The sequence below is a fragment of the Flexivirga meconopsidis genome (assembly GCF_026162425.1).
In the GTDB taxonomy this organism is placed as follows: Bacteria; Actinomycetota; Actinomycetes; order Actinomycetales; family Dermatophilaceae; genus Flexivirga; species Flexivirga meconopsidis.
Window position 1 is genome coordinate 126,416 of record NZ_JAOBQJ010000005.1, and the last position, 15,606, is coordinate 142,021.

The window sequence follows — 15,606 nt, forward strand, 5'->3', positions numbered from 1 at the left end:
GGGCGCATGCGTGTCCTCGTCGTCGGTGGCGGGCCGGCCGGGTTGACGGCGGCCCTGCACGCGGCGGAGCTCGGTGCGGAGGTGACCCTCGTCGAGCGTCACCGGGTCGGCGGGACCGCGCTCAGCCGGGGACCGGCCCCGGTGCGGGCCCTGGCTCGTGCTGCCCGGCTGGCCCGCGACTGGGAGTCGTGGCCGGCATTCGGCCTGACCGGTCCCCGCCCGGAGATCGACGTCGGTGCAGCGTTGGCGAACGCCGATCGCGTCGCGCGTTACGCCTACGAGGGCAAGCGTCTCGCCGACCACCTGCAGGCCGGTGCGGTCTCCCTCGCGGAAAACACCGGCGACCTCCGCTTCGTCGGGACTCACACGATCGCCGCAGACGACGGTCGAACCTGGAGCGCCGACCGGATCATCCTCGCCATCGGCGGCCGCCCTGGGCGGTTGGACGTGCCCGGGGCCGAGCTCGCGATCACCTACGAAGACGCTCGCGCGATCACCCGCATCCCCACGAGTGCCTGCATTGTCGGCACCTCCGACACCGGCTGCCAGCTCGCCTCGATCCTGCACGGCTTCGGCTGCCAGGTCACCCTGATCGGCGCGGCGCCGCGACTGCTTCCGCGGGCCGATCACGCGATCTCCGTCGGCCTCGCGTCGGCCTTCACGGCACGTGGCATGACGGTCGTGACCGGCGCCTCCGTGGACCAGCTCGACGCTCGACCCGGTGGCATGCAGGTCGGCCTGTCACTGCGTGACGGGACGCCAAGGGTCGTCGACGTCGAGCGCACCATCACCGCAGTCGGCTGGCCAGGCAACGCCGACCTCGTCGACGCGGCGGCTGCCGGGGTCGTCACCGATCGCGGCTATGTCGTCGTCGACGAGCACCTGCAGTCCTCGGCGCCGCACATCTTCGCCTGCGGCGACGTCGACGGGAACAGCATGCTCGTCTCGAGCGCCGTCCACGAGGGCCGCGTCGCGGCGGAGAACGCCGTGCGAGGACCGACGCGAGGCGTCACCCACGAGGTCGTCCCCGTCGGCAGCTTCACCGACCCGGAGTACGGCATGGTCGGCCTGACCGAGGAACAAGCTCGGCAACGCTACCCCTGCGAGGTGGCGGTCGCTCGCTACGACGATCTCCTGCGGCCTATCGCCGACGGTCGCCCCAATGGCTTCTGCAAGCTGATCATCGACACGCAAGAGCGCCGCATCGTCGGCGCCCACGTCCTCGGCGAGTACTCCGCCGAGGTCATCCAGGTCGCCGCGACGAGCATGGCTGCGGGCATGCGCATCGAGGCGGTCGCTGAGATGGAATTCGCGTTTCCGACCTTCGCCGAAGGGATCAGCCAAGCGGCCCAGATGCTCGTCCGCCGCCTCGGGAAGCGCCCGATGCCGGTGACGTGGAGTCGGCGACCAGCTTCCGGCACGGGGTGAACGGCATCGCCGAGCGGGAGCCGGTCACCATCGAGGAGTTGCCCGACTGACCCGCGGAGCCACCACACCTCTCCGGTGAGGTGATCATCTGATCAGTAGCATCGGGCCATGGAGTCCTCACGCCTCGATCGTCGTAAGGCGCAAACCCGCGCCGCCCTCATCCGATCGGCGCAGGAGTTCCTGGCCGAGGGCAACTCGGCCGCCACGATCCGGGAGATCACCGACCGGGCCGATGTCGGCTTCGGGTCGTTCTACAACCACTTCACCTCCAAGGAGGACCTGTTCGACGCCGCCGTGCTGGCGACGCTCGACATGTTCGACGAGTGGCGCGCGGTGGCGACCGTGGGGCTCACCGAGCCCGCGGAGGTGTTCGCCACCAGCTACCGGTTCGCGCTGGTGCTGGTGCGATCCCAGCCGCTGGTCGCGCGGCTGGCACTGGCGGTCGGCCCCCGGATGCTGACCGTCGACCGCGGCTTCCGGCAGGGAGCGCTGGCGGACCTGACGGCCGGCGTGGCGCAGGGACGATTCGTCGGAGACCCGCTGCACCTGTTCATGATGGTGGGCGGGGCGTTCCTCGGCACCGCGCAACTGCTGCTCGAGGACGAGGACCTCGACGCGGAGTCGACCGCGACCGACCTCGCCCGGCGGGTGCTGCTCATGCTCGGCCTGGACTCGCGGGAGGCCGAACGCATCAGCGCGATCGAGCTTCCCGCGGCGCCACAGCCGTAGCGAACAACACCACCCGACCCCCCGCGACGGAATCGTCATACCCCATTTGCTGATCATATGATCAGTTTTGATGATATAGTCATCATCACTAGGAAGGTGGTGGCGCGATGACGACGACGATTCCGCGCGAACTCCCCAAGCAACACGCTCACGATCCGCACACCGGGCTGCACTCCGAGCAGGGCGGGCTGCCCGGCGAACACCCCGGCAGACACCGCAACCCGGTCATCAAGGTGCGCGACCTCGCCTGGCTCGAGTTCGCCAAACCTGACCTGCCCGCCGCCGAACGCTTCGCGCACGCCTTCGGATTCGCCACCGCCGCGATATCCGCCGAAGAGCTTCAGCTGCGAGGCACTGATCCGGGCAGCCCGTGCGTGATCGTCCGCAAGGATCGGCACAGCCGGTTTCTCGGCACGACCTTCCGCGCCGCAGACGCCACGGACCTGCTCCGGCTCGCCGCCGCGCACCACACCACGGTGCGACCGCTGCCGGAGTCCATCGGCGGCGTCGGGGTCGAGCTGGTCGACCCGAGCGGCCTGCCGGTCCGGGTCGTCGCCGACACCCACGAGCTCCCCCAGCTGCCCGCCCAGGAGCCCTTGGCACTCAACCTCGGCAGCGAGGCTCACCGCGTCAACGCCACGCAGCGGCCGCTGCGCGCACCGGCCAGGGTGCAACGGCTCGGGCACGTGGTGCTGCAGTCGACTCGGTATGTCGAGGCGCTCGACTGGTACCTGGAGAACCTCGGGCTGATCGTCAGCGACTTCCTCTACTACGAGGGACAACGGCACCGCGGGCCGACGATGAGCTTCATCCGCTGCGACCGGGGTGACGAACCGGCCGACCATCACACGCTCGCGATGAACCTCGGGCCCTCCAACCGTTACGTGCACTCGGCCTACCAGGTCGCCGACCTCGACGCGATGGCCGCGGGTGGACAGTACCTGCTGGACGAGGGCTACCGGCGGTCCTGGGGCATCGGCCGGCACATCCAGGGCAGCCAGTTGTTCGACTACTGGCGCGACCCGGACGGCTTCCTGGTCGAGCACTTCGCCGACGGCGACCTGTTCGACTGCCACCTCACCCCGGGCTGGGCGCCGATGTCCGCCTCCGGCCTGGCCCAGTGGGGGCCGCCGGCCACCCCCGACTTCCTCGGTGTCGCTCCGGGCAAGGATGCGCTCGCCGAGGCCCGTTCCATCATCCGATCCCTGCGCGAGGACAACGAGTTCGACCTCGGACGCCTCCGCGGCCTGCTGAAAGTTGCCTCCTCATGACTACCTCCGTTCTGCGCACCGCCGACGCCTGGTGGGTCCTCACCGCCGACGGCACCGCCGCCCGGGTCGCGACCGACGCGGTCACGACCGGGCAACTCATCGCCGACCGCGCCGCGGTCGACGCCGCCGCGGCCGGCCCCGGCGGGACCGCCGTCGAGAGCCTCGACCTGGTCTCCCCCGTCACGGCCCCGTGCCGAGTCGTCGCGCAGATGACCAACTACGTCAGCCACGTCGAGGACTCCGGCATGAACCCCGAGACCGTCCCGCTGACCTTCTTCCGCAAGACGTCCGGCTCGATCAGCGGCCCCACCGACGACATCGTCCGGCCGGAGCACGTCCGTTTCCTCGACTACGAGATCGAGCTCGGCCTGGTCATCGGCGAGCCCCTCACGGTCGGTGACACCGTCACCTCGTCCAACTGGACCCGGCACGTGGCCGGCCTCGTCATCACCAATGACGTCTCGGCCCGTGACGTCCAGCTGCCCAAGACCCAGTTCTTCGAGGCCAAGTCCTACCCGACCTTCACCCCGGTCGGACCGGTGCTCTTGCTGCTGGACGACGCCGAGCTGCGGCGACTGCCCGAACTGCGGCTGCGCCTCACGGTCGACGGCCAGGTGCGCCAGGACAGCACCTGCCTCGACATGATCTACAGCCCCGAGCAGGCCCTCGCCGCGCTGGCCCGCTTCCAGCGCCTCGACACCGGCGACCTGGTGCTCACCGGCACGCCGGGTGGCACCGCGCTGAAGGCGCCACCCCGGCCGGTCGAGCTGATCGGTGCGCTGCTGCCGCCGGCGCTGAAGTGGCGCAAGTTCTTCCAATCGCAGGCCAAGAACCCCAACTACCTGCAGGACGGCGACCGCCTCGAGCTCACGATCGCCACACCGGACGGCGCGCTCGACCTGGGCACCCAACGCACGATGGTCAGGCACAGCTGATGCGCCCCGTGACCGGGCACCCGACGTGGCCGGCGCTCTACGACGCGCCGGAGGACCTGACGCAGATCGAGCAGATCCCGCTCGAGGATCGTGACCTTCCGGCGACGACGTATGACGCGCTCGTCCGGTCCGCCGAGCACTGGCCGGACCGCACCGCCATCACCGTCATGCCCGACGCCGAGCACTGGCAGCAGGCGGTGTCGCGGACGTATGCCGGGCTGCTGGCCGACGTGCACCGCGTCGCCAACGTGTTCCACCGACTGGGCGTACGACGTGAGGACACGGTCGCGCTGATCTGCCCCAACTGCGACCAGCTCGTGACCGCGACGCTGGCTGCCGAGCTCGCCGGCGTCGCCGCGCCGGTCAACAGCGCGCTCTCGCAGGAGCAGGTGCAGCGACTCCTCGGCGTCACCGGTGCCCGCGTGGTGGTCGTCGCCTCCCGTGAACTCGACGCCGCGTCGTGGGAGCACGGCGCCGCGCTGGCGAGGAGTGGCGCGGTCGACGCGGTCGTCGTCCTCGGCCCGACGGGCGGCGCGACCGCGCCTGCCGACGCGGCGCGACCCGCCGACGTCGGCGACACCGTCCGGGTCATCGACCTCGCGGCGGAGGCCGCCCGCGCAAGCGCCGACCGGTTCGACGGCGAGCCGCCGCGCGGCGACGACCTGGCGTCGGTCTTCCATACCGGCGGCACCACCGGCGATCCCAAACTCGCCGCGCACACTCACCGCAATGAGGTGGTCGACGCCTGGAGCGTCGCGGCCAACACCGCCCTCGACGAGGACGCGTCGATCTTCGCGGCGCTGCCGTTGTTCCACGTCAACGCGCTCGTCGTCACCCTGCTCGCGCCGATCCTGCGCGGGCAACGGTCGGTGTGGGCCGGTCCGCTCGGCTACCGCGACCCGCACCTCTACGGCGCTTTCTGGAAGCTCGTCGAGAGCCACCGGATCAGCACGATGAGCGCCGTACCGACCGTGTATGCCGTCCTCGCCGGCGTGCCGGTCGACGCCGACATCTCCTCGATGCGTTTCGCCATCGTCGGCGCGGCTGCGCTGCCGCCGGGTGTCCGCTCGGCATTCGAGGACAACACCGGCGTCACCCTCGTCGAGGGCTACGGCCTCACCGAGGCCACCTGCGCGAGCGCGCGCGGGTTCGCTGCCCACCCGCGGCCCGGCACCGTGGGCCAGCGGCTGCCCTACCAACAGTTCAAGACCGTGCGGATCGAGGACGACGGCACCTGGACAGACCTGCCGACGGGCAGCAGCGGGACGCTCGTCATCAAGGGCCCGACGGTGTTCCCCGGCTACGTCACGGGCCGCGCGCCGGGCGGACGGCTGACCGTCGAGGGCCTCGGCAAGCTGCGCGACGGGTGGCTCGACACCGGCGACCTCGCCCGCGTCGATGAGGACGGTTTCATCCACCTGGTGGGACGTGCGAAGGATCTCATCGTCCGCGGCGGGCACAACCTCGACCCCGCCGTGGTCGAGGAGGCGCTGCTCGCCCACCCCGTGGTCACCGGTGCGGCGGCGGTCGGGATGCCCGACTTGCACTCGGGCGAGGTCCCGGTCGCCTACGTCAGCGTCGCCGAGCCGGTCACCGACGGTGACCTCAGCGCCTGGGCCGCCGACCGGGTGCCGGAGCCGGCAGCGGCGCCCAAGGCGGTGTACGTCGTCGACGCCATACCCATGACGTCGGTCGGCAAGATCCACAAGGTCCCGCTGCGGCTCGACGCCACTCGTCGCGCGGTGCTCGCCGCGCTCACCGCGGCCGGAGCCGACGACGGCATCGAGGATGTCCGCGCCGAGCTCGGCGAGGACGGAGTCGTGGTCACTCTCGTGCCCCGTGCGGGCGACGGGCCGCGCGCCTCCGACGCCGAGGTGACCGCTGCACTCGCCGGATTCGCCCTGGCCTGGCGAGTGCTGCAGCCATGACCGTCGACCGCGGGCCCGACGTCATCGTGGTCGGCGCGGGACCCACCGGCGTCGTGGCCGCGTCCCTGCTTGCCGCGTATGGCGTGCGGTGCCTCGTGCTGGATCGCTGGCACGAGCCCTACCCGCAACCGCGGGCGGTGCACCTCGACGACGAGATCTACCGCATCCTCGGCCGGCTGGGACTCGCCGACGACTTCGCTGCCATCTCCCGCCCCGCGCGAGGCCTACGCCTGGTCGACCGGCAGCACCGCATCCTCGCCGAGTTCAGCCGCGACCGGCTCGTCGGGGTGCACGGCTACCCGCAGGCCAACATGTTCGACCAGCCGGAGCTGGAGCAGCTGCTGCGTGCCCATCTCGCCCGGCAGGACACGGTCACGTTCATCCGCGGGGCCGAAGTCACTGCGGTCGCGAACGTTGCGCATCAGCGGGTCGAAGTGACCTTTTCCGACACCGAGTCCGGCACCGAACACCACACCACTGCGGCGTTCGTCCTCGGCTGCGACGGCGCGAACAGCGTCGTGCGGTCGGCAATGGGCGCCCGGATGGTCGACAAAGGCTTCGAGCAGCGATGGCTGGTCGTCGATGTGGAGACCGAGCTGCCGATCGATGCCTGGGAGGGCGTCCACCAGCTCTGCGACACCCACCGTGCCGGCACCTACATGCGCATCGGCGACCGGCGCTATCGCTGGGAGTTCCGCCTCCTCGACGGCGAGACCGCCGCCGACTTCGGCGACCTCGACGCCATCGGCCCACTCCTCGCGCCGTGGACCGGACCGTGTGATGCCGCCGACCTGACGCTGCGCCGAGTGACCGACTACACCTTCCGCGCCCAGGTCGCTGACCGGTGGCAGGACGGTCGCCTGTTCCTGCTCGGCGACGCCGCCCACCTCACCCCGCCCTTCATCGGCCAGGGGATGGGCGCCGGCCTGCGCGACGCCCTCAACCTCACGTGGAAGATCGCCGGCGTCCTGCGCGGCGACCTGCCCGAGCAGTGGCTCGCGACGTACGAGGCCGAACGCACCCGGCACGCCGCCGAGCTCATCCGCACCGCGATCCTCCTCGGGCGCGCCATGACCCAGGGCGGCCGGGCGGGCGACCTCGCGCGCCGCCTGATCGCACCACGCCTGGCATCGGCGCGCGGCCTGCGGGCGTTCGTCAACGACGCGGCGTCGCCGCGGCTGCGCGGCAACTCCCCGGCGCTGCACACCCGGCGCGACCGGCTCGCCGGGTCACTCTGCCCCAATGCCGTGGTCGGCCCGCACAACGCGGCGGACCGGCAATCTCGTGTGGACGACCTCGCCCGGGGACGCTACGTGCTCGTCTGCCGCGGTGGCCTCGGCCAGCACGACCGGGCCCTGGTCGCGTCCCGGGGCGCACTCGTGCTCGACGTCGCCGAGGGCACGGCGCTGCACGAGTGGCTCCGCGACCACCGCGTCATGGCCGCCCTCGTCCGACCGGACGGCACGGTCGCCCGCAGTGGGCGGGCGAGCGACCTGGCCCGCGCGGCCCCGACATACTCGCCTGTGCACGTCATACAAAATTCAAACTAAGCTGCGGCGATGACCAGCCTCACGACCGGACAGCGGCTGGAGCGCGCCGCCGGCAAGTTGTCGACGGCGGCGATCGACCAGCTGGAGGCCAGTCACGACTGGTATCGCGCACTGCCGGCCGAAGACCGGTCGTGGGTGGGGCTGGTCGCGCAGGCCGGCATCGGCGCGTTCATCGCCTGGTACCGCGACCCGGAGTCGTCGCCGCCGATGACGATCGACGTCTTCGCCACCGCGCCGCGCGACCTCACCCGGTCGATCGCGTTGCAGCAGACCCTGCAGATGGTGCGCACGGTGATCGACGTCGTCGAGCAGAGCACCCCCGAGCTCGCCGCGCCGGGCGAGGAGCAACAGTTGCGGGAAGCGGTGCTGACCTATTCGCGGGAGATCGCCTTCGCGGCGGCGCACGTCTACGCGCAGGCGGCCGAGTCCCGAGGGGCGTGGGACGCCCGGCTCGAAGCGCTGGTGGTCGACGCGGTGCTCCGTGGAGAGGCCGACGAATCCCTGCGGTCCCGCGTCGCCGCACTCGGCTGGGACGAGGTCCGCGGGGTCGTGGTGATTGCCGGAGGTGCGCCACCCGGCTCGGGCAGTGACGCGCTGGATGCATTACGCCGCAGCGGAACTCACCACGGCCTGTCCACGCTCGCATCCGTCCAAGGCCGGCTGCTGGTGGCCGTGCTCGGCGGCGTCGAAGACCCGACCGAGGTCGCCACCGCGCTGCACGATCTCTGGGGCGCGGGACCGGTCGTCGTCGGACCGCTCGTCCCCCACCTGTATGCCGCAGGCCGCAGCGCGCGTGCCGCGCTGGCCGGTTACGCGGCCGCGCCCGCGTGGCCGGACGCACCACGCCCGTGCGCGGCCGCGGAGCTGCTGCCCGAACGCGCCATCGCCGGCGACACCCGCGCGCGGCGGCTGCTCGTGGACAAGGTGACCAGGCCGCTGCGTGACCGGCCGGCGCTGCAGGAGACGGCCACGTCATACCTTGACCAGAACAACCTGGAGGCGACCGCCCGGCAGCTCTTCGTGCATCCCAACACCGTGCGCTACCGGCTCGGCCGGATCGCCGAGCTGACCGGCTACGACCTGGTCGACAGCCGCGACGCGTTCAGCGTGCGGCTCGCCCTGACGATGTCCCGGCTCTGAGACGTGCCCTCGACCCCTCGGTCCGCGCCGGTCGTCCGATCGCTACTCACCGGGCAACCGGAGAGTAGGACCCGACGAGGTTTGATTTTGTAGGTTCCCTCCAAGAAGCCTCGGTGAGCTTCGGAGGATTCGGTGACCCCTCCGGTGGCCCGCGTCGGCGAGAGTGGACCTCGTGCTTGCGATCGTCTGCCCTGGACAGGGTTCCCAGACCCCCGGCTTCCTCGCCCCCTGGATGGAGCTGCCCGGCTTTGCCGATCGGCTGCGGTGGCTGTCGGCGGTAGCGGGCATCGACTTGGTCGAGCACGGCACCACCTCCGAGGCCGACACGATCAAGGACACCGCGGTCGCGCAGCCGCTGATCGTCGCCGCCGGCCTGGTGAGCCTGCTGGAGCTGTTCGAGCACCCGTCGCAGGGCTTCGGTGCGGTGGGCGTCGGCGCCGGTCACTCGGTCGGCGAGATCACCGCGGCCGCCGCGTCGGGCGTGCTCACCGCCGAGCAGGCGATGGTCTTGGTCCGTGAGCGCGGTAAGGCGATGGCCGCCGCGAGCGCGGTCCAACCGACCGGCATGAGCGCTGTCGTCGGTGGCGACCCGGACCAGGTGCAGGCAGCGCTCGACACGCACGGGCTCACCCCGGCCAATATGAACGGCGCCGGCCAGGTCGTCGCGGCCGGCACGATGGAGCAGCTCGCCGCGCTCAAGGACGACCCGCCGGCGAAGGCTCGCGTCATACCTCTTGCCGTGGCCGGGGCGTTCCACACCGAGCACATGGCGCCCGCGGTCGACCTGCTGGCCGGTTATGCCCGGGCGATCACCACCCACGATCCGCGGGTGCGGTTGTTGTCCAACAAGGACGGCGCCGCGGTCACCGACGGCGCGGAGGTGCTGCGCCGGCTGGTGTCGCAGGTCAGCAATCCGGTGCGCTGGGACGCCACGATGCGGACAATGGTCGACATGGGTGTCACCGGTCTGATCGAGATCCCGCCGGCCGGCACGCTGACCGGTCTGGCCAAGCGCGGCATGCCCGGCGTGGAGACTCTGGCGATCAAGTCGCCGGACGATCTGGAGAAGGCACGCCGCATGGTCGCCGAGCACGGCACACGGGCTTAAGAAGGGTATGACGCAATGGCATCCGCACCGAAGGGCACCGGCTCCCTGAATGCCGCACCCGGCGCGCGCTACGCCCGCATCATGGGCGTCGGAGGTTACCGGCCGGAACGCGTGATCACCAACGAGGAGGTGTGCACCTGGATCGACTCCTCCGACGAGTGGATCCGCGAGCGCTCCGGCATCGTCTCGCGCCGCTGGGCAGCACCCGACGAGACCGTCGTCGACATGAGCGAGGCCGCTGCCAAGCCGGCCCTCGAGGCGGCCGGCGTCACCCCCGACCAGCTCAGCGCGGTGATCGTCGCGACCGTCACCCACCCCTACCAGACGCCTGCCGCCGCGCCCTTGCTGGCGACCCGTCTGGGCGCGAACGGCGTTCCGGCGTTTGACATTTCGGCTGCCTGCGCCGGTTACTGCCACGCGATCTCGATCGCCAGCGACATGGTGCGCGGCGGCAGTGCCGAGCGCGTGCTGGTCATCGGCGTCGAGAAGCTGTCGGCATTCACCGACGAGCACGACCGCGGCACCGCGTTCATCTTCGGTGACGGCGCGGGCGCGGCCGTGGTGGGTCCGTCCGACCACGCGGCGATCGGCCCGACGGTGTGGGGCTCGGACGGCACCCACTGGGAGACGATCATGCAGAAGGAGCCGTGGACCGACGTGCGCCGGGAGTGGCAGGCCGAGGCCGCCGCGCAGGCCCCGACCTCGGCGATCGACCCGGCCAAGACCTACGCGGCGACCTCGCTGGCGATGGCCGGCCCGTCGGTGTTCCGCTGGGCCGTCTGGCAGATGGCACCGGTCGCGCAGCAGGCCATCGACGCGGCCGGCATCACCGCCGACGACCTCGACGTCTTCATCCCGCACCAGGCCAACATGCGCATCATCGACGCGATGATCAAGCAGCTGAAGCTGCCCGCCGACATACCCGTCGCCCGCGACATCGCCGAGACCGGCAACACCTCAGCGGCGTCGATCCCGCTCGCGACCGAGCGCATGCTGCGCGAGGGCGAGGCGCCGCACGGCGGGCTGGCATTGCAGATCGGTTTCGGCGCCGGACTGGCGTATGCCGCGCAGGTCGTCGAACTGCCGTAAGAGGCACCAACCACCCGCGGCCCGGCGGGAAAACCGGGTCAGCCCAACGAAATTCACATCACCCGAAATTCACATCACCAAGGAGCACCCGAACATGGCGCAGAGTGACCAGGAGATCCTGGAGGGACTTGCCGAGATCGTCAACGAGGAGACCGGTGTCGACGCTGCCGACGTGCAGCTGGACAAGTCGTTCACCGAGGACCTCGACATCGACTCGCTGTCGATGATGACGATCGTCGTCAACGCCGAGGAGAAGTTCGGCGTCCGCATCCCCGACGACGACGTGAAGAACCTGTCGACCGTCGGCGACGCCGTGAAGTACATCAAGGACGCTCAGGCCTGAGCCAGTCGTCTGCCTGCCGACGGCCCGGTTGGGGAGGCCGGGCCGTCGCAGCAGCATGACCCGTCACGCATCACCACTTTGATCAGGAGCCACTCATGAGCGCAGACAAGCGCGTCGTCATCACCGGCCTCGGCGCCACCACCCCTGTCGGGGGCACCGCACCACAGACCTGGGACGCACTGCTCGCCGGCAAGTCCGGCGCCAAGCCGCTGCCGCAGGAGTGGTTGGACCGCTACGAACTCCCCGTCACCTTCGCCGCGAGCCTCGACCAGGACCCGAGCGAGGTCCTCGCCAAGGTCGAGGTGCGCCGCATGGATCCGTTCTCGCAGTACGCGATGATCGCGGCGCGCGAGGCTTGGGCCGACGCCGGCACCCCGGACATCGAGCCGGAGCGACTGCTCGCCGCGATCGGCACCGGCATCGGTGGCGTCCACACATTGCTCGCCCAGTACGACGTGCTCAAGGAAAAGGGTCCGCGTCGCATCTACCCGCTGACCGTGCCGATGCTGATGCCCAACGCGGCCTCCGGGGTGGTCTCGCTGGAATTCAAGGCGCGCGCCGGCGCCCACACCGCTGTCTCGGCCTGCGCCTCCGGCGCGGAGTCAATGGGTATGGCGGCCAACATGATTCGCGAAGGCCGGGCCGACATGGCCATCGCCGGCGGCACCGAGGCCGCCATACACCCACTGCCGATCGGCGGGTTCGCCGCGGCGCACGCGCTGTCCAAGCGCAACGACGACCCGCAGGGTGCGTCCCGCCCGTGGGCCGTCGACCGCGACGGCTTCCTGCTCGGCGAAGGCGCAGGCGTGATGGTGCTGGAGTCCTACGAGCACGCCAAGGCGCGCGGCGCGAAGATCTACGCCGAGTTTGCCAGCGTGGGTATGACGGCAGACGCCTACCACATCACCGCCGGCGACCCGGAGGGCGAGACGCAGGCCCGCGCGATGAACGAAGCGATCGAGAGCGCCGGCCTGACGCCGTCGGACATCGTGCACGTCAACGCGCATGCCACCTCCACCCCGGTCGGCGACATCGCCGAAATCACTTCGATCAAGCGGGCTTTCGGTGACGCAATCGACGGTGTGGCGCTCACCGGCACCAAGTCGATGACCGGTCACCTGCTCGGCGCGGCCGGTGCGATCGAGGCGATCTTCCTGGCCCAGACGCTGCACGAGCGGGTCATTCCCCGCACGATCAACGTCTCCGAGGTCGACCCGGAGATCGCCGACATGGATCTGGTGATCGACGAACACCGCAAGCTGCCCGACGGTGACCTCGCGGCGATGAGCAACGCCTTCGGTTTCGGCGGTCACAACATCGCGGTCGTGCTCAAGAGCGTCTGACCGGGTGGAGCTCGAGCGCCTCTCCCCCGGCGCGCGCACCGGACTGGGCATCCTGCAGTTGCAGGGTGCCCAGCTCGACGACCGGGGCGACCATCTCGTCGTGCGGTCGCCCCGCAACCCGGAGTTCCACTGGGGCAACTACGTGCACGTCACCACCGGTGATCCCGGCGACGCCGACCGCTGGCTCGACGTCTTCCACACCGAGCTGCCGCAGGCGCGCCATGTGGCGATCTCACTGCCCGCCCTGCCGAGCGTGGATCACTATGCGCCGCAAGGCATTTCGGTGACCACCGACGACGCTTTGTCGAGCACTCGGTTGCCGGAGCAGCGCCCGCTCGCCGACGGCTACACCGCCCGCGCACTGTCGGGCGACGCCGACTGGGAGCAGGTCATCCGGAACGGCCTGGCCGAGAATGCCGTGACCGGCGAATACGACCCGGTCACCCACGAGCGCTACCTGCGCGACCTGGTGCGCGACCGACGGGCGCTGGTCGGCGCGGGGCATGCCTGCTTCTTCGGCGCCTTCTACGGGGACGCCCTGGTGAGCGACCTCGGCATCGTCATACTCGGCGACACCGCGCGCTACCAGTCGGTCGGCACCGACGCCGGGCATCGACGACGGGGGCTAGCCGGCCACCTGCTCGGGCGCGCCGCGCGCTGGGCGGCCGACCGCGGTGCCCGCGAATGGGTCGTTGTCACGGAATCGACCAACGACGCCGGCCGGCTCTACCGGTCGGTCGGTCTCACCGAGCACACGCTGGAGGTCTGTGCCTACCGCGCACCTTCTCGGGAGGGGTAGCTCAGGACACCCGGTGCAACCAGCGCACGGGCGCACCGTCTCCGGCATAGCGGAATGGCTCGAGCTCCTGATCCCAGGCGGTCCCGAGCAGTTCGGCCATCTCGTGGCGGAACTGCTCGGGATCGCCGTGGCTGGCGGCGAGCGCCGCGCGCAACCGGTCCTCACCGACGACCGCGTCCCCCGACGCAGCGGTCCAGGTGTGGTGGATGCCGAGCGACGGGGTGTGCGACCACCGCGACCCGTCACAACCCGGGCTGGGTTCCTCGGTGACCTCGTAGCGCACGTCGGTCCAGCCGCGCAGCGCGCTGGCCAGGCGAGCGCCGGTCCCGGGTTCGCCCATCCACGACAGTTCAGTGCGCAGCATCCCGGGTGCCACCGGTTGCTTGATCCAGTCGATCGGTGCGGCGGCGCCCAGCACACTCTCCAGCGCCCACCCGATGTGCGGGCACAGCGCAGCCGGGGTGGCGTGAATGAACACCACCCCGCGAGTCACGGCACGCGCGTTTGCGGCAGACATCTCCGGGCCTCCTGACTTGCCTAACGAGGGACGTCTTCCCCAACGACCTCGTGCGAGTCCAGGTGCGTGATGCGCCGTGGCGTGCTGATGCGGTTGTGCCGCCTATTGTGCCCCATCAGTCACACCGGCACCAGGGGCGGGCTACGGCGCGGAGACCGGCACGTTCCTGCTGGCCGCGAACGCCTGGGTGGGGTTCATCGCGACGCCGCCGACCGTGACCGTGTCTGCCGTGCTGACCCCCGCACACCCGGTTGCTGCCTCGACCGTGGTCGCATGGTCGTCGGCACCGGCCGACTTCCCCGAGCTCGTGGTCGCCCCCGTGGGCGAACTCTGGGTCGACCCCGTGGGCGAACTCGTGGGCGACCCCTTGGGCGAGGTCGACGTCAGACTCACGTCGGCCGCGATCTTGGCGAACAGCGCCCGCGCATTCGGAGCCGGTATGACGGCAGCCGCGTTCGCCGGATCGGCGCGCGTCGGCGCGGTGACGAACGTCGTACGGGCACCCGGCACCTGGTTGAGCTGATAGGCCAGGTCGGTCAGCGCGGGAATGCTGCCGAGCTTGTCGTCAACGGTCACCGAGGAGGTTGCCGCATTCGCCAGACCGAGCACCTTGACCGGGTTGGCAAGGGTCGAGGCGCTCTCCATGTCGCGCAGCATCGAGGACAGGAAGATGTGCTGAGCGACCGTGCGCCCGATGTCACCGCCATCGCCGAATCCGTGTCTGGTGCGCAGGAATTCGAGCGCGGCCAGGCCCTTGAGCGTGTGTCGGCCCTTGGCCAGTTTGAGGTGGGAGTACGGGTCGTAAACGTTGTTGTCGACGCACACCGGCACGCCGCCGACGGCATCGGACATCCGCACCACGCCCGAGAAGTCGATGACCATGAAGTGATCGATCGGCACGCCGGTCAGCTGATGCACCGCGGCGACCGTGCAGTTCGGGCCGTACTGCATGGTGCTGTTGATGCGGTCGACGTGTGGCTGCTCGGTGCGGCCGGTTGCCGGGTCGGTGCACTGCGGGACGGTGACCGTAGTGTCCCGCGGGATGCTCATCACCGTGGCGTTACTGCGGTCGGCAGAGATGTGCACGAGCATCTCGACGTCCGCATTGGCACCGACCGAGGTCGCATTCGTGCTGGTTGCGTTCGCCGCCGAGCAGTCGCCACCGATCGAGCAATCGCCGCTACTGGCCCTGGTGTCCGAACCCATCACCAGCAAGTTGATCGGCGTGTCACCGTCGGAGTTGGCGTGTTCGTGTCCGCCACCGGTCAGTGCTGACGTGCGCAGATTGCCCTGCAGGTGCAGGTAGACGACCGTCCCGGTGCCGACCAGCACCAGCAGCACGGTCAACGCGATCGCGAGGAGACGATTGCGTCGTACCCGACGGCGCGCCGGGGGGCCGTCGGCCACTCGGGTCAGCATGCCGACG

Annotated in this window: 14 protein-coding genes; 12 read left to right on the forward strand and 2 right to left on the reverse strand. The window is 70.5% G+C overall.

The genetic code is table 11. The features are described from left to right. Nucleotides 1-6: 6 nt before the first annotated feature. From N2M23_RS17060 to N2M23_RS21035, 12 genes are all read left to right on the forward strand, one after another. Nucleotides 7-1,428, forward strand: coding sequence for a dihydrolipoyl dehydrogenase family protein (locus tag N2M23_RS17060; RefSeq protein WP_279672388.1), 1,422 nt, complete (start codon nt 7-9; stop codon nt 1,426-1,428). A 108-nt stretch (nt 1,429-1,536) separates the two neighbouring features. Beyond that, nucleotides 1,537-2,157, forward strand: coding sequence for a TetR/AcrR family transcriptional regulator (locus N2M23_RS17070; RefSeq protein WP_265447143.1), 621 nt, complete (start codon nt 1,537-1,539; stop codon nt 2,155-2,157). Between the two features lie 107 nt (nt 2,158-2,264). Then, nucleotides 2,265-3,428 (forward strand): VOC family protein, encoded by a 1,164-nt coding sequence (locus N2M23_RS17075; RefSeq protein ID WP_265447144.1) that lies wholly within the window; start codon nt 2,265-2,267, stop codon nt 3,426-3,428. Continuing rightward, complete coding sequence (locus N2M23_RS17080; RefSeq protein ID WP_265447145.1) at nt 3,425-4,363, forward strand: fumarylacetoacetate hydrolase family protein; 939 nt, start codon at nt 3,425-3,427, stop codon at nt 4,361-4,363. Before N2M23_RS17075 ends, N2M23_RS17080 begins: the two co-directional genes overlap by 4 nt. Further along, on the forward strand, nt 4,363-6,291 hold the full coding sequence (locus N2M23_RS17085) for an acyl-CoA synthetase (protein ID WP_265447146.1): 1,929 nt from the start codon (nt 4,363-4,365) through the stop codon (nt 6,289-6,291). The genes N2M23_RS17080 and N2M23_RS17085 overlap by 1 nt, the downstream gene beginning before the upstream one ends. Beyond that, entirely contained in the window at nt 6,288-7,841 is a 1,554-nt protein-coding gene (gene mhpA, locus N2M23_RS17090; RefSeq protein ID WP_265447147.1) for a bifunctional 3-(3-hydroxy-phenyl)propionate/3-hydroxycinnamic acid hydroxylase MhpA, read from the forward strand. Before N2M23_RS17085 ends, mhpA begins: the two co-directional genes overlap by 4 nt. Before the next feature lie 9 nt (nt 7,842-7,850). Beyond that, nucleotides 7,851-8,981: a PucR family transcriptional regulator gene (locus tag N2M23_RS17095; protein WP_265447149.1), complete on the forward strand. Its 1,131-nt coding sequence runs from the start codon at nt 7,851-7,853 to the stop codon at nt 8,979-8,981. Between the two features lie 172 nt (nt 8,982-9,153). Beyond that, complete coding sequence (locus N2M23_RS17100) at nt 9,154-10,089, forward strand: ACP S-malonyltransferase (protein WP_265447150.1); 936 nt, start codon at nt 9,154-9,156, stop codon at nt 10,087-10,089. 15 nt (nt 10,090-10,104) lie between these two features. Next, nucleotides 10,105-11,178 carry a beta-ketoacyl-ACP synthase III gene (locus tag N2M23_RS17105; RefSeq protein ID WP_265447151.1) on the forward strand — a complete coding sequence of 358 codons (1,074 nt, stop codon included), beginning with the start codon at nt 10,105-10,107 and terminating at the stop codon, nt 11,176-11,178. A 94-nt stretch (nt 11,179-11,272) separates the two neighbouring features. After that, complete coding sequence (locus N2M23_RS17110) at nt 11,273-11,521, forward strand: acyl carrier protein (protein ID WP_265447152.1); 249 nt, start codon at nt 11,273-11,275, stop codon at nt 11,519-11,521. A 95-nt stretch (nt 11,522-11,616) separates the two neighbouring features. Beyond that, a complete protein-coding gene (gene fabF / locus N2M23_RS17115) occupies nt 11,617-12,864 on the forward strand; it encodes a beta-ketoacyl-ACP synthase II (protein ID WP_265447154.1) in 1,248 nt (415 codons plus the stop codon). 4 nt (nt 12,865-12,868) lie between these two features. Beyond that, nucleotides 12,869-13,663, forward strand: coding sequence for a GNAT family N-acetyltransferase (locus N2M23_RS21035; RefSeq protein WP_265447156.1), 795 nt, complete (start codon nt 12,869-12,871; stop codon nt 13,661-13,663). A gap of 1 nt (nt 13,664) precedes the next feature. Here N2M23_RS21035 and N2M23_RS17125 read toward each other — a convergent pair whose 3' ends face one another. Beyond that, complete coding sequence (locus N2M23_RS17125; protein ID WP_265447158.1) at nt 13,665-14,180, reverse strand: DUF3145 domain-containing protein; 516 nt, start codon at nt 14,178-14,180, stop codon at nt 13,665-13,667. Between the two features lie 141 nt (nt 14,181-14,321). Beyond that, on the reverse strand, nt 14,322-15,599 hold the full coding sequence (locus N2M23_RS17130) for an LCP family protein (RefSeq protein WP_265447159.1): 1,278 nt from the start codon (nt 15,597-15,599) through the stop codon (nt 14,322-14,324). Between the last annotated feature and the right edge of the window lie 7 nt (nt 15,600-15,606).

Coding starts and splice junctions, on each gene's coding strand:
- N2M23_RS17060 (WP_279672388.1), top strand. CDS start 7: ATGCGTGTCCTCGTCGTCGGTGGCGGGCCGGCCGGGTTGACGGCGGCC.
- N2M23_RS17070 (WP_265447143.1), top strand. CDS start 1,537: ATGGAGTCCTCACGCCTCGATCGTCGTAAGGCGCAAACCCGCGCCGCC.
- N2M23_RS17075 (WP_265447144.1), top strand. CDS start 2,265: ATGACGACGACGATTCCGCGCGAACTCCCCAAGCAACACGCTCACGAT.
- N2M23_RS17080 (WP_265447145.1), top strand. CDS start 3,425: ATGACTACCTCCGTTCTGCGCACCGCCGACGCCTGGTGGGTCCTCACC.
- N2M23_RS17085 (WP_265447146.1), top strand. CDS start 4,363: ATGCGCCCCGTGACCGGGCACCCGACGTGGCCGGCGCTCTACGACGCG.
- mhpA (WP_265447147.1), top strand. CDS start 6,288: ATGACCGTCGACCGCGGGCCCGACGTCATCGTGGTCGGCGCGGGACCC.
- N2M23_RS17095 (WP_265447149.1), top strand. CDS start 7,851: ATGACCAGCCTCACGACCGGACAGCGGCTGGAGCGCGCCGCCGGCAAG.
- N2M23_RS17105 (WP_265447151.1), top strand. CDS start 10,105: ATGGCATCCGCACCGAAGGGCACCGGCTCCCTGAATGCCGCACCCGGC.
- N2M23_RS17110 (WP_265447152.1), top strand. CDS start 11,273: ATGGCGCAGAGTGACCAGGAGATCCTGGAGGGACTTGCCGAGATCGTC.
- fabF (WP_265447154.1), top strand. CDS start 11,617: ATGAGCGCAGACAAGCGCGTCGTCATCACCGGCCTCGGCGCCACCACC.
- N2M23_RS17125 (WP_265447158.1), bottom strand. CDS start 14,180: ATGTCTGCCGCAAACGCGCGTGCCGTGACTCGCGGGGTGGTGTTCATT.
- N2M23_RS17130 (WP_265447159.1), bottom strand. CDS start 15,599: ATGCTGACCCGAGTGGCCGACGGCCCCCCGGCGCGCCGTCGGGTACGA.